General features: G+C 71.7%; 17 protein-coding genes, 1 tRNA gene and 1 riboswitch. Of the genes, 9 read left to right on the forward strand and 9 right to left on the reverse strand.

Going from position 1 to position 18,901, the window contains the following annotated elements:
• Positions 1-11: 11 nt before the first annotated feature.
• Positions 12-596 carry a GNAT family N-acetyltransferase gene (locus D7193_RS32665; RefSeq protein WP_120783542.1) on the reverse strand — a complete coding sequence of 195 codons (585 nt, stop codon included), beginning with the start codon at positions 594-596 and terminating at the stop codon, positions 12-14.
• Positions 597-634: 38 nt separating this feature from the next.
• On the opposite strand from D7193_RS32665, the gene D7193_RS32670 reads away from it, so the two are divergent.
• Entirely contained in the window at positions 635-1,021 is a 387-nt protein-coding gene (locus D7193_RS32670; protein WP_158674901.1) for a VOC family protein, read from the forward strand.
• A 749-nt stretch (positions 1,022-1,770) separates the two neighbouring features.
• Entirely contained in the window at positions 1,771-2,247 is a 477-nt protein-coding gene (locus D7193_RS32675) for a hypothetical protein (RefSeq protein WP_120783544.1), read from the forward strand.
• Positions 2,248-2,479: 232 nt separating this feature from the next.
• On the opposite strand, the gene D7193_RS32680 is transcribed toward D7193_RS32675, so the two are convergent.
• Positions 2,480-2,553: transfer RNA gene (locus D7193_RS32680), tRNA-Gly, on the reverse strand.
• A gap of 197 nt (positions 2,554-2,750) precedes the next feature.
• Between D7193_RS32680 and D7193_RS32685 the strand changes: the two genes are divergently transcribed.
• Positions 2,751-3,731 (forward strand): zinc metalloprotease, encoded by a 981-nt coding sequence (locus D7193_RS32685; RefSeq protein WP_120783545.1) that lies wholly within the window; start codon positions 2,751-2,753, stop codon positions 3,729-3,731.
• A gap of 74 nt (positions 3,732-3,805) precedes the next feature.
• Here D7193_RS32685 and D7193_RS32690 read toward each other — a convergent pair whose 3' ends face one another.
• Positions 3,806-4,369 (reverse strand): pyridoxamine 5'-phosphate oxidase family protein, encoded by a 564-nt coding sequence (locus tag D7193_RS32690; protein ID WP_120783546.1) that lies wholly within the window; start codon positions 4,367-4,369, stop codon positions 3,806-3,808.
• A 78-nt stretch (positions 4,370-4,447) separates the two neighbouring features.
• Here D7193_RS32690 and dcd point away from each other — a divergent pair, with 78 nt between their 5' ends.
• Positions 4,448-5,026 carry a dCTP deaminase gene (gene dcd, locus D7193_RS32695; RefSeq protein WP_120783547.1) on the forward strand — a complete coding sequence of 193 codons (579 nt, stop codon included), beginning with the start codon at positions 4,448-4,450 and terminating at the stop codon, positions 5,024-5,026.
• Positions 5,027-5,086: 60 nt separating this feature from the next.
• On the opposite strand, the gene D7193_RS32700 is transcribed toward dcd, so the two are convergent.
• On the reverse strand, positions 5,087-6,127 hold the full coding sequence (locus D7193_RS32700; RefSeq protein ID WP_120783548.1) for a C40 family peptidase: 1,041 nt from the start codon (positions 6,125-6,127) through the stop codon (positions 5,087-5,089).
• A 12-nt stretch (positions 6,128-6,139) separates the two neighbouring features.
• Positions 6,140-6,276, reverse strand: a riboswitch (cyclic di-AMP (ydaO/yuaA leader).
• Between the two features lie 245 nt (positions 6,277-6,521).
• Between D7193_RS32700 and D7193_RS32705 the strand changes: the two genes are divergently transcribed.
• Positions 6,522-8,555 carry an N-acetylmuramoyl-L-alanine amidase gene (locus D7193_RS32705; protein ID WP_120783549.1) on the forward strand — a complete coding sequence of 678 codons (2,034 nt, stop codon included), beginning with the start codon at positions 6,522-6,524 and terminating at the stop codon, positions 8,553-8,555.
• A 63-nt stretch (positions 8,556-8,618) separates the two neighbouring features.
• Here D7193_RS32705 and D7193_RS32710 read toward each other — a convergent pair whose 3' ends face one another.
• From D7193_RS32710 to D7193_RS32720, 3 genes are all read right to left on the reverse strand, one after another.
• Positions 8,619-9,632 carry a C40 family peptidase gene (locus D7193_RS32710; RefSeq protein WP_241563731.1) on the reverse strand — a complete coding sequence of 338 codons (1,014 nt, stop codon included), beginning with the start codon at positions 9,630-9,632 and terminating at the stop codon, positions 8,619-8,621.
• 167 nt (positions 9,633-9,799) lie between these two features.
• Entirely contained in the window at positions 9,800-10,801 is a 1,002-nt protein-coding gene (locus D7193_RS32715; protein ID WP_120783550.1) for a hemolysin family protein, read from the reverse strand.
• On the reverse strand, positions 10,794-12,107 hold the full coding sequence (locus D7193_RS32720; RefSeq protein WP_120783567.1) for a hemolysin family protein: 1,314 nt from the start codon (positions 12,105-12,107) through the stop codon (positions 10,794-10,796). The genes D7193_RS32715 and D7193_RS32720 overlap by 8 nt, the downstream gene beginning before the upstream one ends.
• Positions 12,108-12,248: 141 nt before the next feature.
• Here D7193_RS32720 and D7193_RS32725 point away from each other — a divergent pair, with 141 nt between their 5' ends.
• On the forward strand, positions 12,249-12,929 hold the full coding sequence (locus tag D7193_RS32725; protein ID WP_120783568.1) for a GOLPH3/VPS74 family protein: 681 nt from the start codon (positions 12,249-12,251) through the stop codon (positions 12,927-12,929).
• Between the two features lie 99 nt (positions 12,930-13,028).
• Here D7193_RS32725 and D7193_RS32730 read toward each other — a convergent pair whose 3' ends face one another.
• Together D7193_RS32730 and D7193_RS32735 are read right to left on the reverse strand one after the other, a co-directional pair.
• Entirely contained in the window at positions 13,029-15,227 is a 2,199-nt protein-coding gene (locus tag D7193_RS32730; protein WP_120783569.1) for a (Fe-S)-binding protein, read from the reverse strand.
• A gap of 298 nt (positions 15,228-15,525) precedes the next feature.
• The gene (locus tag D7193_RS32735) at positions 15,526-15,789 is read right to left on the reverse strand and encodes a cell division protein CrgA (protein WP_120783551.1); all 264 of its coding nucleotides are present in this window, start codon (positions 15,787-15,789) and stop codon (positions 15,526-15,528) included.
• 230 nt (positions 15,790-16,019) lie between these two features.
• Between D7193_RS32735 and D7193_RS32740 the strand changes: the two genes are divergently transcribed.
• Genes D7193_RS32740 through D7193_RS32750 form a run of 3 tightly spaced genes read left to right on the forward strand, consistent with a single transcriptional unit; the run spans position 16,020 to position 18,900 of the window.
• Positions 16,020-16,829 (forward strand): DUF881 domain-containing protein, encoded by an 810-nt coding sequence (locus D7193_RS32740; RefSeq protein ID WP_120783552.1) that lies wholly within the window; start codon positions 16,020-16,022, stop codon positions 16,827-16,829.
• Entirely contained in the window at positions 16,822-18,612 is a 1,791-nt protein-coding gene (locus tag D7193_RS34685; protein ID WP_174242805.1) for a class E sortase, read from the forward strand. Before D7193_RS32740 ends, D7193_RS34685 begins: the two co-directional genes overlap by 8 nt.
• A gap of 3 nt (positions 18,613-18,615) precedes the next feature.
• A complete protein-coding gene (locus tag D7193_RS32750; protein WP_120783553.1) occupies positions 18,616-18,900 on the forward strand; it encodes a hypothetical protein in 285 nt (94 codons plus the stop codon).
• Position 18,901: the final 1 nt, after the last annotated feature.

An 18,901-nucleotide genomic window follows, 5' to 3' on the forward strand; every position in this document is an offset into this window, starting at 1 on the left:
CTGGGAACCCGTCACCCGTCCTCGCGGATGCGGGCGTGCAGATGCATGTCGTGCCGGCCGTCCGAGTGGACGGCGTCGCTGCGTTTCGTGCCCTCCAGGACGAACCCGGCCTTGACCGCCACCCGGCAGGACGCGTGGTTACGGGTCGAATGATCCAGGTACAGCCGGTGGAAGCCTGCCTCCCCGAACGCCCACACGCTCAGGGCCGCCAGCGCCCGGGGGGCCACGCCGGCGCCGCGGGCGGCCGGCAGCACCCAGTACGAGCACCCGGCCACACCGTCGTCGAGGTTCATGCTGCCCATGGCGATGCGTCCCAGCACCGCACCACCGCCGGTCACGGCCCAGCTGGCCCCCGTCTCCTGCTCCCAGGCCCGGCGGTACTGGTCGAACCACTCATGGACCTGCTCCTCTGACCCGGGCTGCCGGGTGTGCCAGTGCTGGATGTCGGGGTCCCGGTACGCGGCGAGGAAGATGGCCGCGTCGGACGGCTCCCACGGCCGCAGGAGCAGGCCACCCTCGGCGGAGAGCAACGGCTGGGGACGGGCGGCGAGGGCACCGGCGGGAATGGCGGGTGCCGTCGACAGCGAATATCTCACGGGCCCATCCTTCCCAAGATTTCCCTAGGATGGAACGCATGTTCGACACGGCACTGGTCAACCTCTACACGAAGGACATCGAAGCGGGCATCCGCTTCTACCGTGACCTGCTCGGGTTCACCGAGACGTTCCGGACCCCCACCGAGGGCGTGCCGGAGCACATCGAACTCCGGCTCGGCGGGTTCACCGTCGGGCTCGGCACCGTCGAGGCCGCGAGAAGGGTCCACGGCGTGGAGGCCGAGCCGGGCCGGCCCACCATGGCCCTGGTCGTCTGGGCACATGACGTGGACGAGGCCTACGACAGGCTGGTCGCGGCCGGCGTACCCGCCGTCCAACCGCCGCACGACACCGGCAACAACAACCGGAACGCGCTGCTGCGCGACCCGGACGGCAACCTCGTGGAGATCGTCTCCAAGGTCGGATAGCCAAACGTGCCTGGTCCCCGCGCCTCAGCCGCACCGGTGGGAATCGCTGTCGAGCTGGCGGCTGCCCCTGCATGGCCATCAACCCCAGCCAGCGCTGCTCCCACTCGGGCTGCGTCCGCACCACGAACAGCCCTGCCACGTGAGCGCCGGCGTCGTCATCAATTGCCAGCGCACGGAACCCGACGGGCTCCCCGCCCTCGTCCCCCGCGCAGCCCGCTATCGAGATGACCATCACCATGGCCGCGCCCAGCAGTCGTCGCATGCCCCCGCCCCAGATCGCCAGACGTGATTGTCTGGCAGGGGGTCGCCTACGCGCATCAACCGCCCGGCCGAGAGATGGGCGGCTCGGACCTGCGGCGTACACCGCAGCCGGCGCCGCATGGCTACTTGGTGCCCGATGAGGCCAGGTCGTGTCCGTGCAACTACTTCATGCCCAGTGGGCTCCGTGGTCCGACCGGTCGGGTCCGGGTCTACACACTGTCGAGCTGCCCCAGATCTGGGACACCCAACCCAAGACCCCGCCCCACCTACCCCGCGCCCCGCCCCGCCTCCCTCCCCGCCCCGCCTCCCTCCCCCGCCGATCATGCAGTTGTGGTGGTGGATAAAAGGGCTATACAGCAACTAATCGCCAACCATAACTGCATGATCGACGGGTAGGGGCCGCCCTGGCGGCGCTCGCCGTAACCGCCGGGATATCTGCACTGACCACTGACAGTTGGTGTCAGCGGAGCGGCCTTAGCCTCCTGCGCATGGACAACAGCACTGGCTTCGCCTTCTTGACCGGTACGTATGACGTCGTCAACCGTTGGCGCAAGGACTTCCTTGACCCCTCCGAGGGCGACGACCGCTGGGAGGAGTTCCCGGGCATCACCCGCGCCTCGACGCACTTCGACGGTGGAGCCAGCTTCGACGAGATCGAGTTCCCGACGAAGGGCTTCGCCGGACTGACCCTGCGGCTGTACGACCCGGCCGCCGACACCTGGTCCCTGTACTGGGCGAGCAAGCGCACCGGCACGCTCTTCCCGCCCGTGGCCGGCCGCTTCCAGCCGGACGGCACCGGCGTCTTCCACGGCGACGACGAGCACGACGGCCGCAAGGTGAAGGTCCGATTCGTGTGGTCGCAGATCACTGAGAGCACCGCCCACTGGGAGCAGGCGTTCTCCCTGGACGAGGGGCGGACCTGGGTCACCAACTGGCACATGCACATGACCCGCCGGACCATCTGACCGAACCGAACGGGCCGGCCGAGGAACGGGTTCCGACTCCCGGACGGAGGCGGCCCACTTGCGGGACGGCTCGGCAAGATCGCGCTCGATCCTGGAAGTAGTGGCCTCCCGTTACCACGGAGGCCACTACTTCCGTGTTCGAGCGTGATCTTGCGGGTCGTCCACGGGGTCGATGTGCTCGAGCACATCGAAGGCCCTGGCGGGACTCGCGTCCTGGCCAGGGCCTTTCGGTTGGAGCGGGTGACGGGAATCGAACCCGCACTGTCAGCTTGGGAAGCTGATGTTCTGCCATTGAACTACACCCGCAGGCGGGACCACTGTACCTGAGTCACCAGCCCGGTGCACCCAGGTACCCCCCGCGGCCCGCCGGCATCCCCGCAGAAAGGTTCACTCCCGGCAACCTATGGACGTTCTCAAATCTTTCGATCGGTTGTAACGTCTGCCCCACCTTACGGCCACGGCGTGACACACCCCCTGTCGCGCCGCAGAAAGAGGTGGCGCCCATGGGACTCCGTCCCAACCTGCTGACCCGGCGTACCGCCGGTGTCGCGTCGACGACCCTCGCGCTGCTGCTCAGCACCGCCGCGGTGGGCGTCGTGCCGGCCGCGTCGGCCTTCTCCGCAGCCCCCGGTGGCACCTGCGTCGAGCCGGCCGACGTCCACGCGGACGCCCGGATCAAGGCCGGCGCCGCCGCCAAGCACGAACCCAACGAGCTGACCGCCGCCCAGGTGAAGGAGCGCGAGGCCGACCTCACGGCCGCGCTCCGCGAGCGCGCCAACCGGCGGACGGGCGCGGTCGCCCCGCTGGCGACCGTCACCATCCCGGTCGTCGTGCACGTGATCCAGGAGAACACCACGCGGGCCGGCGGCAACATCCCGGACTCGATGATCACCAACCAGATCACCGTGCTGAACCAGGCCTACAGCGGCGCCACCGGTGGCGCGGCCACGGCCTTCGCCTTCCAGCTCACGAGGATCAACCGGGTGACCAACCCGGCGTGGTACCCGATCGTCGAAGGGTCCTCGGCGGAGCGGTCGATGAAGACGTCGCTGCGTGAGGGCGGCAAGAACACCCTCAACGTCTACCTGGGTGAGCTGAGCGACGACCTGCTCGGCTGGGCGACGTTCCCGCAGCGCCGGCTGAGCAGCATGGACGGCGTGGTCGTGCTGACCGAGTCGCTGCCGGGTGGCACCGCCACCAACTACAACCAGGGCGACACCGCCACCCACGAGGTCGGCCACTGGCTGAACCTCTACCACACCTTCCAGGGCGGCTGCTCGACCACGGGTGACAGCGTCAGTGACACCCCGGCCGAGGCGTCGCCGGCGTCCGGCTGCCCGACCGGCCGCGACACCTGCGCGGCGGCCGGTCTGGACCCCATCACCAACTTCATGGACTACAGCTACGACTCGTGCATGCACCAGTTCACCCCGGGACAGGCGAGCCGCATGCTGACCGCGTGGAACGCCTACCGGGCGGCGTAGCGGTCACCCGTACCACCGGTGCCGGCCCCATGGCGAGGTGGGCCGGCACCGGTGTCTTTTCTCCCCAGGACGGGTCAGGCGGCCGAGCGGTGGGTGTCGCGGCGACCACGGCGGGCGGGTCGTGCCTGCGGGACGACCGGGACCGGGCCGGCGGGCCGGTCGGCGGCCCGCGGGTCGAGCCAGACCTGGACGGCGGGCCGCCCGTGCCCCTCGCCGGGCCCGCCGGCGCTGCCCGAGTCGCGCCGGGCCAGCATCGCCACGTCGACCGTGAACTCGAACAGCCGCCAGTCGACCTGTGACGCGGCCCCGGCGCTGGCCGCCAGCCGGGCAACCCGCGCCTGGTCGGTGACCGGGTGGGCGTGGCCGGCGACGTAGGCCTCGTCGTCGCTCTCCTCCGGCGGGAACGAGTGCAGCGCGTAGCGCCCGTCCCGTTCCAGGTCGCGCCGCTTCGGCGAGTCGATGATGAAGCAGAAGAGGCCCTCGTCGGTGATCACCGGCGAGACCGGATGCACCCGGGGGCCGCCGTCGGCGCGGACCGTGGCCAGGTAGCCGAAGCCCGGACCGTACTGCTGCATGAGAACGCGGATCCCGTCGGCGAGTCGAGGCTCGTCAGCGGCGAATTCGGACCAGGAAGCCATGCAGGCATTCTATCGAACAAATGTACGAGAAGCGACGGCGACGCGCAGGTCACGCGGCGACCTCGCTATGGTTGTCCGATGCTGCTCTCCGACCGCGATCTGGTCACCGAGATCAAGGCCGGCTCGCTCGGGCTGGAGCCGTTCGAGCCCACCCTGGTGCAACCGTCGAGCATCGACGTCCGTCTCGACCGGCTCTTCCGCGTGTTCAACAACCACCTCTACACGCACATCGATCCGGCGCAGCAACAGGACGACCTGACCTCGGTGGTCGAGGTGCCCGACGGCGAGCCGTTCGTGCTGCACCCGGGGGAGTTCGTACTCGCCTCGACACTCGAGGTGATCTCGCTGGGCGACCAACTCGCCGGCCGTCTGGAGGGCAAGTCCAGCCTCGGCCGGCTCGGGCTGCTCACCCACTCGACGGCCGGCTTCATCGACCCGGGCTTCTCCGGGCACGTGACGCTGGAGCTGTCGAACGTGGCCAACCTGCCCATCACGCTCTGGCCGGGCATGAAGATCGGCCAGCTGTGCATCTTCCGGCTGTCCTCGCCGGCCGAGCACCCGTACGGCTCGGCCGTCTACGGCTCGCGCTACCAGGGCCAGCGCGGCCCGACCCCGAGCCGGTCCTGGCAGAACTGGCGCACCTGGCCGACCCGCTGATCCCCGTACGACGAAGGGGCCCGCTCCGTGCGTGGAGCGGGCCCCTTGTCGTCGTACGCGTCAGCCGGGTCGGCCGTAGCTGTTGATCGGGCCGTCGTCGACCTTCTTCATCTTCACCGGCACGCCGGCCTGGGAGGCGTGCACCACCCAGCCGTTGCCCACGTACATGCCCACGTGGTGCAGGTCGCTGTAGTAGAAGACGAGGTCGCCGGGGCGGAGGTCGGACCGGCTCACCGACTTCGTGACCCGGCGCTGCTGCGCGGCGTTGTGCGGCAGCGACACGCCGGCCTTGGCCCAGGCCGCGAGCATGAGGCCGGAGCAGTCGTACGAGTCGGGGCCGTCGGCGCCCCACACGTAGGGCTTGCCGATCTGGGCGCAGGCGAACTTGACCGCCACCCCCGCGCCGCCGCCCGGGTAGGTGGCCGGGCACGGGGCGGGACGCAGCGACCCACCACCGCCGTTGCCGTAGACCTTGATGCGCAGCTTCTGCAACCGGTCGATCTCGGCGTTGATCTGCTTCTTCTTCGCGGCCAGCTGCGCCTCGGTGACGGTCAGCCGCTCGACGAGCTCGTCCAGCGGCGCCTTCTGCCGCGCCAGCTCGTCGCGCAGCTCGACCACCTGCTGGATGTCCTGCTGCTGGTTGTGGGCGAAGCGGTCCAGCATCTCCAGCTGGCCGACCACCTCGCTCGGGCTCTGGCTGCCGAGCACGGCGTTGATGGTGGAGACGTTCTCACCCTTGTACGCCCGCACGGCGAGCGCGCTGACCTTGGTCATGGCCTCGTCGACGCGCACCTGCAGCGGCTTGATGCGGGCGGCCAGCGCGTCGGCCTCCCGGCGCTTCGCGGCCAGGTCCTGACGGGTGGCGTTGTGCTTCTCGATGATCGGTTCGAGCTTGTTCCAGTCCTCGTCGATCTGGCGCTCGATCTCGGCGACCGACGGGTCGGCGTGCGCCGCGGTCGCGCCGCCGGTCAGGACGACGGCGACGCCGATGAGGGCGGCGAGGGCGGTGGTGAAGCGGGACCAGCGTGGACGCGGCGCACCCGTCGTCGGGCCGGCGGGTGCCGACCGTCCGGACGGAGGCCGCGGGGCATGGTGGGCCACCGGGCTCCGTACTCCTTCTTCCCTGACCGCCTACCGGGTTAGCTGACGGGTTCGGGCGGGAAGGGAGGCGCCCTACCGCAGTGGCTGCGGATTCACCCCGGGAACCTGGGTCCCCGGCTCGCTCGGAAGCGACTCGGCGGTGTCGGACCGTTACCGCCCGGGTGGGCGGACCTGCTGCCGGCCCGACGATTGACCAGAGTAGAGAGGGCCGTTATCCATCCGCAACCCATCCGGGCCGTGACACTCCGTACCGAAGCGCGCGAGGCGCGCCGTCCGAAGGTTTTCTTCCATACAGGATGAGAGTTGGAAAGGTATTGACCTCACGGCACCGGCGGAGTGAAGGTGACCACATCCTCACCCGTCCAATCCGGGGGTTTCGATGCTTCGATCACCCATGCCGAGGAGCAGACGTACGCTGCTCGCCGCCGCCGCCGTCGTCGCCGCCACCGCGGCCGTCCCGCTGACCGGCGGGCCCGCGGGCGCCGCGCCGCTCACCGGTCCCGCTGGCGCGCCCACCGCCGACCGCCAGCAGCAGTACGCCCGCGCCGCAGCCGAGTACGGCGTGCCGGAGAGCGTCCTGCTCGGCGTCTCCTACCTGGAGTCCAGGTGGGACACCCACGCCGGCACACCCAGCACGAGCGGCGGCTACGGCCCACTGCACCTCACCGACGCGACCCACGTGGCGGCCCTGCCCGGCGGCCTCCACGTGGGCGAGGGCGAGGATCCGCGCGGCGACGAGTCCCGGCCGCTGGCCGTCACCGCGCCGGCCCCGACCGCCGCCCCGACGAGCGGCCCGTCGGCCGCCGCGCTCCAGACCCTCCAGGCCGCCGCCACGCTCACCGGCGTCGGTGCGGACGCGCTCCGCTCCGACCCGGCCGCCAACATCCGCGGCGGCGCGGCGCTGCTGGCCGCGTACCAGAAGGAACTGCGCGCTCCGGTCGGCACGGAGACCGACCCGGGCGCCTGGTACGGCGCGGTGGCCCGCTACTCGGGCGCGGACACCGAGGCCACCGCGGCGGCCTTCGCCGACGAGGTGTACGACCAGATCCGGGCCGGTGCCAGCCGGCGCACCGACGACGGTCACCAGGTCACCCTCGCGGCGCGCGCCGTCACCACCCGGACGGACACGCTGCACCGCCTCGGGCTGCGGCGGGGCGAGCGGCCGGACGGGCTGGAGTGCCCGGTCGGGCTGGGCTGCGAGTGGATCCCGGCCCCGTACGAGAAGTACGGCCCGGGGGCCGGTGACTACGGCAACCACGACCTGGGCAACCGGCCCGCGCAGCAGAAGCTCGAGTACATCGTCATCCACGACACCGAGGGGTACTACGGCCCCAGCGTCGACCTCGTGAAGCAGGCCGACTACCTGGGCTGGCACTACACGCTGCGCTCGGTGGACGGCCACGTGGCCCAGCACATCAAGGCCAAGGACGTCGGCTGGCAGGCCGGCAACTGGTACGTCAACGCGAAGTCCATCGGCATCGAGCATGAGGGCTTCGCGGGCCACGGCACCTGGTACACGGAGGCGATGTACCGGTCCTCGGCCAAGCTGGTCCGGTACCTGGCCCACCGGTTCGCCATCCCGCTGGACCGGCAGCACATCATCGGCCACGACAACGTGCCCGGCACGGTGGCCTCGACCGTGGGCGGCATGCACTGGGATCCGGGCCCGTACTGGGACTGGTCGCACTACTTCGACCTGCTCAAGGCCCCGTTCCGGACCACCGGTACGAAGCGCACCGGCCTCGTCACCATCGACCCGGACTTCGCCGCCAACCGGCCGGCCTTCTTCGGCTGCAACCAGCAGCCGCCGGGCGTGCCGGACACGCCGCCGCCGGCCGAGCCCTGCCCGCTGCGCGGCTCCTCCGCGGTGGTCCTGCACACCGCGCCGAGCCACGACGCGCCGCTGGTCAACGACCGCGGCCTGCGCCCGGACGGCACCCCCGACACCATGTACATCTCCGACCACGGCGCCCGCGCCTCGACCGGCCAGACGTACGCGGTGGCCGAGGCGCGCGGCGACTGGACGGCGATCTGGTACCTCGGCCAGAAGGCGTGGTTCCACAACCCCGCCTCGGCGCCGACAGCGAAGTGGGCCACCGGTTTCGTGGTCACCCCCAAGCCGGGCAAGGCCACGATCCCGGTCTACGGCCGCGCGTACCCGGAGCAGGCCGCGTACCCGGCCGGCGTGGCCTACCAGACCATCTCGCCGCTCCAGTACACGTTCCCGGCCGGGCAGCGCTACGCGGTGGGCGGCGTCCTGCCGGGCGAGTACTACAAGGCGACCACCTTCGACGGCTCGTCACCGGGCGACTGGACGGTCATCCGTGGTGACCTGCGGTACGTGCAGGTCCAGTTCGGTCACCGGATCATGTACGTGAACCTCGACGACGTGCTGCTGCTCCCGTCGCCGGTGGGTGCGCCCCGGTAACCGCACGCGCAAAGGCGAGGGCCCCCGGTCGACCGACCGGGGGCCCTCGTCGTACGCGTTGGATCAGCTGGGCCGGCGGAAACCGGCGACCGGCATGTAGTTGATGCTCGCCACCTGGACCGGTTTACCGGCCCGTGGCGCGTGCACCATCTGGTCGTTGCCGAGGTAGAGGCCCACATGGTGCAGGTCGCTGAAGAAGAAGACCAGGTCACCGGGGCGCGCCTCGGAGCGCGGGATGGCCTTACCCTCGTTCCACTGGGCGCCCGTGAAGTGGGTGAGGCTGATGCCGGCCGCCTTGTACGCGTACTGCGTGAGGCCGGAGCAGTCGAACGAGTTCGGGCCGGTGGCGCCCCACACGTACGGATCGCCCACCTGGGCGCACGCGGTCTTGATGGCGGTCCGGGCCGCCTCGCTGACCACCCCGTTGACGGTCGGGCACGCCGCCGTCTTGACCGTGGTCACCGGCAGCGACTTCTCGAGCCGCTTGATCTCGGCGTCGATCTTCTTCTTCTTGGCCGCCAGGTCGTTCTGCTGCTTGGTCTGGGTGACGATCAGCGCGTCGAGCTTCTGCTTCTCCGCGTCGTACTTGGCGCGGACCTTGAGCACACCCTCGACCTCCTTGCGCTCCTGCCTCGCGAGCCGGTCCAGGATGGTGAGCTGCTCGGTGAGGGTGTCCGGCTTGGCGCTGACCAGCAGCGCGCCGATCTCCTGGGACGGGCCGTCCATGTAGTAGCGGGAGGCGAGATCGCCGACCCGGGTCATCGCCAGCTCGCTCTGGAGGGCCAACGGCTCGATCTTCTTCTGCAGGTCGGCCGACTTCTTGCGGTTGACCTTCAGCTGCGCCCGCACCTTGTTGTACTGCTCGATCGTGGGTTCCAACTGCTCCCACTGCTTGTCGATCTGCGCCTCGATCTCGTCGACCGAGGGCGCGGCATGCGCCGGCGCGGCGAGCATGCCGGCACCGACGGCCGCGGCGGCGACCAGGGTGAGCAGGCGGTGGGCGACCCGGCGCAGGCCACCCGGACGAGCGGAACGTCCCGGTGCGGAACGATGAGGGGGCATGGTTGCCACCGGCACCGACTCCTTCGCAACCGACCGCCGGGCGCCTCGCAGAGGGGAAGGGGCGAGACAGACGACCCACAGCGGTCGGTGCCCCACGATAGGGAAGCGCCGGATCGGAATCAAGGCGAGGCCGCGCGCCGTCACGCTGACGCGACCGCTTGCGTACCAACGGTGTTCGTCGTTCACCCAACTATCGCGGTCAATACATCGTCGAGCGTCACCACGCCCAGCGGCCGGCGGCCGTCGCTCACCAGCACCATGTGCCGCCGCTCGCGGCGCATCGCGAGCAGCAGGTCGGCGAGCGTACGCTCCGGCGGCACCACCGCCAGGGGCCGGTACACCCCGGCCGGCACCGGTGCCCGCCGGTCCGGCCCCGCGTACCCGAGCACGTCCTTCACGTGCACGAAGCCCAGCACGCGCCGGGTGGCCCGCTGTACGACCGGGAAACGGGACCGGCCCGTCCGGGTGGCCAGCACCTCCAGCGACGCGGGAGACACGTCCTCGGCCACGGTGACGACCGTCGACCACGGCTGCAGCGCGTCGGCCGCGGTACGGCGGTGCAGCGCGAGCGCCCCGGTGATCCGGGCGTGCTCCTCGGCGTCGAGCAGCCCCTCCGTCCGGGCCTGCGAGACCAGCCCGGCCAGTTCCTCGGCGGTGAACACCGTCTTGACCGCCTCGGTCGCCTCGATCCGCCAGAACCGCAGCACCTGACGGGCGGCCCACTTCATGGCCAGCAGCAGCGGCTTGGTGGCCAGGCAGAAGGCCAGCATCGCCGGCCCCAGCCAGAGCGCGGACGGCTCGGGGCCGGCGAGCGTGATGTTCTTCGGCACCATCTCGCCGACCACGGTGTGCAGGAAGACCACCACCCCGAGCGCGAGCACGAACGCCACGGGGTGCACCGCCCGCTCCGGTAGCCCGGCCGCGTGGAACGGCGCCTCCAGCAGGTGTGCCAGCGCGGGCTCGGCGATCGCGCCCAGCCCGAGGGAGCAGATCGTGATACCGAGCTGCGCCCCCGCGATCATCAGCGGGATCTGGCTCATCGCCGACAGCGCCCAGCGGGCCCGTTTCGACCCGGCAGCGAGCGGTTCGAGCACCGTACGACGGGACGCGATGAGCGCGAACTCGCTGCCCACGAAGAACCCGTTGCCGAGCAGGAGCAGCACCGCCAGCAGCAGCTCAGCCATCGGCGTCCGGTTCCTCCGGGCGGACCACCCGGACCTGCTCGACGCGGTGCCGGTCCACCTCGACCACGGTGAACTCCCAGCCGCCCGCCTCGACGGTCTCCCCGACGATCGGTATCCGCCCCAGCCGGGCCATGAGGAAGCCGCCCAGCGTCTCGTACGGGCCCTCCGGCAGCCGGAACCCGGTCCGCTCGGCCAACTCGTCGGAACGGAGCACACCGTCGACGAGGACGGTCCGCTCGCCACCGGGCACGGTCAGCTCGACCGGGCTGGCGTCCGCCACGGCGGCCGGGTCGAACTCGTCGGCGATCTCGCCGACCAACTCCTCCACCAGATCCTCGACGGTCACCACGCCGTCGGTGCCGCCGTACTCGTCGACCACGATGGCCAGGTCGGCGTCGGCTCCGCGGAGCGCCCCGAGCACCCCGTCGAGGTCGAGGCTCTCCGGCACGTACACCGGCTCGCGTGCCACCGCGCCGACCGTGGTGACCGCCCGCCGGTCCGGCGGTACGCCGAGCGCGTCCAGCACCCCGGCCACGCCGGTGACCACGTCGAGCGTCTCCTCGTAGACCGGGAACCGGGTCCGCCCGGTCTCGCGCGACAGCGCCAGCAGCTCGGCCACGCTGGCGGACGCCCGCAGCGCGACCACGTCGACCCGCGGGGTCATCGCCTCGGCGGCCCGCTTGTCCCCGAAGCGGATGGTGCGGCGCAGCAGCATCGCGGTGTCCGGAGGCAGCGCACCGGCGCGGGCCGAGATCGCGGCCAGCAGGCCCAGTTCCTCCGGTGAGCGGGCGCTCGCCAGCTCCTCCTGCGGTTCGATACCGAGGGCCCGGACCAGGCCGTTCGCCGAGCCGTTGAGCGCGCGGATGAGCCAGCCGAACGCCCGCGAGAAGCCACGCATCGGGCCCGCGGTGACCAACGCGGCCGGCATGGGACGGGCCAGCGCGAGGTTCTTCGGCACCAGCTCGCCGAAGAGCATCGAGATCAGGGTGGCCAGCGCCAGCGCGAGCAGCGGGGTCAGGCGGTCGGCCGCGGGGCCGGCGAACGGCCGCAGCAGCGGGGTGAAGACGCGCGCCAGCGCCGGCTCGGCGAGGTACCCGGTGAGCAGCGCGGTGATGGTGATGCCGAGCTGCGCGCCGGAGAGCTGGAAGGAGAGTCCGCGCAGTGCCCGGCGGACCGCGGCGGCTCGCGCGTCGCCGTCGCCGGCCCGCCGGTCGATCTCCACCCGGTCCACCGTGACCAGCGCGAACTCCGCCGCGACGAAGAACGCGTTGCCCGCGGTCAACGCGGCGAAGCCGCCCAGTGGCAGCAGCGTGGTGAATAAAAGACCGTCGATGATGGCCTCACCTCGGGCGCGATTGTTCCACGGGGGGACCACCCGCACGAGCCCGTCGCCGCCGGCCCGTTCGTACGCCTCGATGCGGTGGCCCGGCGGCGTTACGGTCGGGTCATGGCGGACCTCACCCTCGCACACGAACTGGCCCTGCTCGGCCACGACGACGCGGGCGTCAACCGGCTTGGCAGCCCGCACCTCGGCTACGGCCTGGCCGGCGCGCTGCTGCTCGACCTCGCGCTCGCCGGGCGGTTGGCGGTCACCGACGGCCGCGTGTCCGTCACCGGCGCCGAGCCGCTCGGCGTACCGCTGCTGGACGACGCGCTGACCCGCATCGCGTCCGACGAGAAGCGCCGCAAGCCGAAGGACTGGGTGGGCCGGCTCGCCAAGGGCCTGCCGGAGCGGGTGCTGGACGGGCTGGTCGACGCCGGTGTGCTGCGCCGCGAGTCCGACAGGGTGCTCTGGGTCTTCCCGCGTACCCGCTACCCCTCCCCGACCGGCGCCGAGCCGGCCGTGGAGGCGGACGCCCGGCGGCGGATGCTCGCCGCCATGGCGGCGCAGGGCCCGGTGGAGCCGCGGACGGCCGCCCTCATCAGCCTGAGCCGCGCCGTCGGCCTCGACCGCAAGCTGTTCCGGGACCTGCCGAAGGACCAGGTCAAGCGACGGCTCGCGGAGATCTCCGAGGGCAGCTGGGCGTCCGACGCGACACGACGGGCGATCATGGAGACGCAGGCGGCGGTGATGGCGGCCACCAGCGCCGCCACCACGGCGGCCATCGTCACCACGGCAGGCTCCTGACCCACCCGACGCCGACGGCGGTGGCACCGGGGTGCCACCGCCGTCGGATGTGCTGTCGTCGGGCGTACGGCGGGCCGCTCACGGTCGCGCCGACGAGGATCAGCCGGCGACCGGCTCGGCCTCCTTGTCGCCCTGGGCCTGCTCCGGCCGGACGGACCGGAGCAGCACGCTCGCCACGTCGATCACCTCGACCTGCTCGCCGGCACCCTTGCCGTTCACCCCGTCGCTGAGCATCGTCGAGCAGAACGGGCAGCCCACCGCGACCGTCTTCGCCCCGGTCGCCATGGCCTCCTCGACCCGCTCCACGTTGATCCGCTTGCCGATCTTCTCCTCCATCCACATCCGGGCGCCGCCGGCGCCGCAGCAGAAGGAGCGCTCGCTGTTGCGGGGCATCTCGGTGAGCTCGCCGGCGATCGCCGTACCGAGCACCTCACGCGGCGGCGCGAAGACCCGGTTGTGCCGGCCCAGGTAGCAGGGGTCGTGGTAGGTGACCCCACCGTCGACCGGCTGCACCGGCGTGAGCTTGCCGGTGGCGACCAGGTGCGCCAGCAGCTGGGTGTGGTGCACGACCTCGAACTCGCCGCCGAGCTGCCCGTACTCGTTGCCCAGCGTGTTGAAGCAGTGCGGGCAGGTGGCGACGATCTTGCGCTTGCTCTTCTCCCGCCCCTCGAACGCCTCGTTCAGCGTCTCCACGTTCTGCTGGGCGAGCATCTGGAAGACGAACTCGTTGCCGATCCGGCGGGCCGGGTCACCCGAGCAGGTCTCACCCTCGCCCAGGATCGCGAACGACACCCCGGCCTCGTGCAGGAGCGTGGCGACCGCGCGGGTGGTCTTCTTCGCCCGGTCCTCGAACGCGCCGGCGCAGCCGACCCAGAAGAGGTACTCGAAGTCGTCCACCTCGCCGACCCGGGGTACCTCGAAGTCGAGGCCCTTGGTCCAGTCCTCGCGGGTGTTCTGCGGCGCGCCCCACGGGTTGCCCTTGTTCTCCAGGTTGCGCAGCATGACGCCGGCCTCGGACGGGAAGCTCGACTCGATGAGCACCTGGTAGCGGCGCATGTCGACGATGTGGTCCACGTGCTCGATGTCCACCGGGCACTGCTCGACACAGGCGCCGCAGGTGGTGCAGGACCAGAGCACGTCCGGGTCGATGACCCCGCCCTCCTCGGCCGTACCGATGAGCGGCTTGTCCGCCTCGGCGAGGGCGAGCACGTCGACGTGGGCGAGCTGCGCGGCGGTCGCCTTCTCCTCGCCGGTCAGGTCCTTGCCGCCGCCGGCCAGCAGGTAGGGCGCCTTCGCGTACGCGTGGTCGCGCAGGCTCAGCACGAGCAGCTTCGGGGAGAGGGGCTTGCCGGTGTTCCAGGCCGGGCACTGCGACTGGCAGCGGCCGCACTCGGTGCAGGTGCTGAAGTCGAGCAGGCCCTTCCAGGTGAACTGCTCCACCTGGGCGACGCCGAACTGGTCCTTCTCCGGGTCGGCCTCCTCGAAGTCGAGGGGCTTGCCGTCGCTCATCATGGGCCGCAGCGCGCCCAGGCCGGAGCCGGCCGCCTTCGCGGGCTCGCGCTTGAAGAAGATGTTCGGGAACGCCAGGAAGCGGTGCCAGGCGACGCCCATGGTGACGTTCAGCGAGATCACGATGAGCCAGGTCATCGAGATGGCGATCTTGATGAGGGCCGCGACGCTGACACCGGCCGTCCAGGCGGGGAGCGCGGCGCCGACCGCGTGGCTCAGCGGGGTGGCCCACACCGGGTACTCGAAGTGGTCGGTGGCGACCTTGAAGCCGCGGATCACGAAGCCGAAGATCAGGACCAGCAGCACGACCCACTCGACGAAGTAGCCCTGCCACATGGTCGAGCCGGTGAACCGGGAGCGGCCGCCCGGCCGGGTGGGCCGGTTGCGCAGGCGGATCGCCATCAGCACGAGGATGCCGGCCAGGCCCAGGATCCCGATCCACTCGGTGGCCAGACCGAAGATCGTCCAATGCCCGATGATCGGCAGCCCACCGCCGGGGGTGACCACCTCGAAGTACGCCTCGAGCACCAGCAGCGACAGCACGATGAAACCGACCATCACGAACCAGTGCGCCGCGCCCACCACGCTCCACTTGAGCATGCGGGTGTGACCGGCGGTCTCCACCAGCATCTTCCTGGTGCGGGCGCCCTTGTCGGTGAACCGCTCCGGCGCGGGCTGCCCGAGCCGGATGACGGCCGTCATCTTCATGACCGCGCGTACCGCAAGCCACACCGCCACGGCGGTGATGGCGGCCGCGAGGATCGTGGTGACGATCTGGACGCTGCCCATCGCGTTGGCCTCCCCGGTCTGCTGCCTGTCCAACGGCTCGGCGACCGGGGCCGGGTCAGGGCACGATCGGCGAGCCGCCGCTGCCGCACCCTCGACCGGACCGGTCGATGACCGGGCTCCGCTCGGTCATGCAGTGCAGCCTACGCGCAAGGTTACCCAGCGGTAACGTGAGTCTTCTCGCACGGGCCACGCCGCCCCTGCGCACACCATAGGGTGCCCCGCCCGGCCGTGCCGGGCAGGGGCGGCGTCGAGTGACGTGGATCGGCCCCGTGGCCGGGGCGGCCCGCCGGGCGCCGGGTCAGCGCCAGCGGGAGAGAAGGATCAGGGAGGCGACCATCGCGCCGAAGCCCACCGCGAGGTTCCAGTAGCCCCACGACATGACCGGGTAGGCCTGCTCGGACAGGTAGTAGACCACCAGCCAGGCGATGCCGACGACGATGAGCGCGACCGCCGTGATCGGCAGCCAGACCGGGCTAGGCTTGCGCGTCGCCGCCGTCGCCGTCGGGCGCACGTCCGTCGGGGGGGTGTACACCTTCTTCTTACGGACCTGAGACTTGGGCACGACGCTCTCCAGAGGGGGTTATTACGACCTCGTCCGGCCTGACAACCGGGCGCGGGGGCGACGGTCCATGGCCAATAATGTTCGACAGCTAGCGTAGTCCGGAAGGCCCGCCCAATCCACGAATGGGGTCAGGCGGGTGCGCGGAGTGACCGGAAAGGGTGGAGTGTTCCAGGTCACCACGCCGCTCCGGCGGTCGCGAGCCGACGCGGAACGACGGGAAGGAACGCTCGGTGGAGTACACATCCGGCGCGGCCTCCTGGCAGAAGGTGCTCCGGCGCGCCGTCGCCGGGCTGCTGCCACGGCGCCCGCGGCAACGACGGCCGGGCTGGTCGGTCGGGGTGCCGCTGATCGCCGCCGCGGCCGGGCTGCTCTTCACCACCACCGCGACGACCGCCGGCGGCACCGCGCTGCGTGAGGACCGGCGCCCCCAGCTCAACCAGTTGATCGAGGAACGCCGGCAGCAGGTCGCCGCCAGTGAGCAGCGGGCCGCCGCGCTGCGGCAGGACGTCGAGGAACGGACCGACGCGCTCGCCGAGCAGGACGGCCCGATCAAGACGCAGCAGGAGCGGGCCGCCGGCACCCGCCAGGCCGCCGGTTTCACCGCCCTGACCGGCATCGGCATGACAGTCGAGCTCAATGACGCGCCGCGCCGCAGTGACCAGCGCCTGCCCGAAGGGGTGAGCAACGACGACCTGGTGGTGCACCAGCAGGACGTCCAGGCGGTGGTGAATGCCCTGTGGGCCGGCGGGGCCGAGGCAATGTCAATCATGAACGTCCGCGTGCTAGCCACCAGCGCGGTACGCTGCGTCGGTAACACCCTGCTGCTGCACGGCCGGGTGTACTCCCCACCATTCAAGATCGTAGCGATCGGCGATCCGACTGCCATGCAGCAGGCACTCGCCGAGTCCCAGGGAGTCCGGTTGTTCAAGGACGCGGTCGACCATTACCAGCTCGGTTACCGGGAGAACGTATCGACGGTGACCGTGCCGGCGTTCGAGGATTCGACCGCCCTGCGCTCGGCGACGGTGCCCGGTGACTGAGGAGGACCGGCCCGACGGCCGGCACCGGGATCCCAGCGACGACCAGACCGCGTTCCTGCCCAAGGTCGACCGCGGCGAGCAGGCCCCGCGCCGCTCGCGGGGTGCCTGGCCCGACCCGGTCCTGCCATCGCGCGCGCCGGTCGACCGGCCGCCCGCGCCGCAACCGCCCGCACCGCTGTCGCCCGCGCCTCCGCCGCCGTGGCCCGGCGCCGCCCCGACCCGTCCCGGGCCCGACCTGCCGTTCCGGTCCGCTCCCGCGGCCGACCACGCCTCGCCACCGTCGGCGGCCGACGGGCCTGTCCACCCCGGGTACGGAGCGCCGGTGTCCCCGGCGAGCGCGCCCACGTCGCCGGCGGCCGACCCCCGAGGATTCGGCCGCCCGACGTCGCCCGCCGGTCCTCCGGCGCCGTCCGCGTACCCCGGCGACAGCGCCGTCGGAGACCCCCGCGACCCGCGGCACGCCTCTCCGGCCGGCGGCCCCGCCCCTACCGACGCCCCGGCCGCCCAGCGCTACCCGGCGGACGCCTCCGGCGGCCAGCGATACGCGGCGGACGTTCCCGGCGGCCAGCGCTACCCGGGGGACATCCCCGTGCGCCCGGCCGCTCCGGATGCGCTCCCGACCCGCGCCGCCGCCGGGTCCGACCCCGGTCGGCCGGGCGGTGGCCTGCCCCGGGCCGCCTCGCCGGAGCAGCCCCCCACCGCCGGCGCGGTCGCCGGTGGCCCACCCGGCAACCCCGGATCCGGTGCCACCGAGGGGCCGACGGCGTTCATCCCGCCGGTCGCGTCCCGCGCCGACCGGACTTCGGCCGCACCGGCCCCCTCCGGTCAACCGGGCGGGCCGGTCCCGCCGTCCGCCGATCCCGGCGCCACCGCGCTGATCCCGACGATTTCCGCCGGCGGCGCGCCGCCCCGGCACCCGGCGCTCGATTCCACGGCATTGATGGGCGCGGTGCCCAAGCCGCCGGAGACCGACGACCCGGCCGATCCCGTACCCGGCGAGCCGCCGCGCCCGCGGCGGGGCGAGCGGGTGGTCCAGCTCCGACCGGAGCAGACCGGCGAGGGCTACAAGAGCGTCTACTCGGAGCTGACCCGGCCGTCGCTCGCCTCGCGCATCCGCGCCGGGCTGCGCGTCAGCGGCGAGGTCCTGATCACCTTCGGCCTCGTGGTGCTGCTCTTCGCCGGCTACGAGGTCTGGGGCAAGTCGGCGATCGTCGACGCCCACCAGAACGACCTCAGCCAGCAGTTGGCCCAGGCGTGGGGGCCGACCGGTGATCCCACCGTCTCCGCCTCGACCTCGGCCAGCCCGTCAGCCAAGCCGAGCCCACCGGTGCACGGCAAGCCGATCGCGGGTCTCTACATCCCGAAGCTGGACAAGAACTGGGTCGTCGTCGAGGGCGTCACCCAGGCCGACATCCGGTACGCCCCGGGGCACTACCCGAAGAGCGCCATGCCGGGCCAGGTCGGCAACTTCGCCGTCGCCGGGCACCGGAACCGCGCCACGTTCTGGCGGCTGGACGAGCTCGACAACGGCGACGCGATCGTCGTCGAGGGCAAGACCGAGTGGTACGTCTACAAGGTCTCGCAGACCCGCATCGTGAAGCCCACCCAGGTCGAGGTGGTGGCGCCCGTGCCGGGCAAGCCGGGTGAGAAGGCGACCCGGCGGATGCTCACGCTCACCACGTGCAACCCGAAGTTCGACAACTACCAGCGGCTGATCATCCACGCCGAGCTGGACCGGACCCAGCCGAAGTCCGAGGGCCGTCCGGCGGAGCTGGGAGTCTGACGGATGTACGCGTGGATCTGGCGCAAGCTCCCGTTCGGCCTGGTCGGGAAGCTCACGGGGTCGGTGCTGCTGCTCGCCGCCACGGTGGCCCTGCTCTGGTACGTGGTCTTCCCGTGGGCGGAGCCGCTGCTCCCCTTCGACGACGTGCAGGTGACCCAGGACGCCGACGTGACCGGTGACCCGGCGGGCGACGCGATCCCTGGTGACGACGCCCCGGCGGGCGACGAGCACGACCTGCCGTACGAGACTGACCGGAACAACACCCCGCCCCCCTCTCCGAGCCGGTGAG

This window comes from Micromonospora costi (assembly GCF_003626655.1).
In the GTDB taxonomy this organism is placed as follows: domain Bacteria; phylum Actinomycetota; class Actinomycetes; order Mycobacteriales; family Micromonosporaceae; genus Micromonospora; species Micromonospora costi.

Coding starts and splice junctions, on each gene's coding strand:
- D7193_RS32670 (WP_158674901.1), top strand. CDS start 635: ATGTTCGACACGGCACTGGTCAACCTCTACACGAAGGACATCGAAGCG.
- D7193_RS32675 (WP_120783544.1), top strand. CDS start 1,771: ATGGACAACAGCACTGGCTTCGCCTTCTTGACCGGTACGTATGACGTC.
- D7193_RS32685 (WP_120783545.1), top strand. CDS start 2,751: ATGGGACTCCGTCCCAACCTGCTGACCCGGCGTACCGCCGGTGTCGCG.
- D7193_RS32690 (WP_120783546.1), bottom strand. CDS start 4,369: ATGGCTTCCTGGTCCGAATTCGCCGCTGACGAGCCTCGACTCGCCGAC.
- dcd (WP_120783547.1), top strand. CDS start 4,448: ATGCTGCTCTCCGACCGCGATCTGGTCACCGAGATCAAGGCCGGCTCG.
- D7193_RS32705 (WP_120783549.1), top strand. CDS start 6,522: ATGCCGAGGAGCAGACGTACGCTGCTCGCCGCCGCCGCCGTCGTCGCC.
- D7193_RS32715 (WP_120783550.1), bottom strand. CDS start 10,801: ATGGCTGAGCTGCTGCTGGCGGTGCTGCTCCTGCTCGGCAACGGGTTC.
- D7193_RS32725 (WP_120783568.1), top strand. CDS start 12,249: ATGGCGGACCTCACCCTCGCACACGAACTGGCCCTGCTCGGCCACGAC.
- D7193_RS32730 (WP_120783569.1), bottom strand. CDS start 15,227: ATGGGCAGCGTCCAGATCGTCACCACGATCCTCGCGGCCGCCATCACC.
- D7193_RS32750 (WP_120783553.1), top strand. CDS start 18,616: ATGTACGCGTGGATCTGGCGCAAGCTCCCGTTCGGCCTGGTCGGGAAG.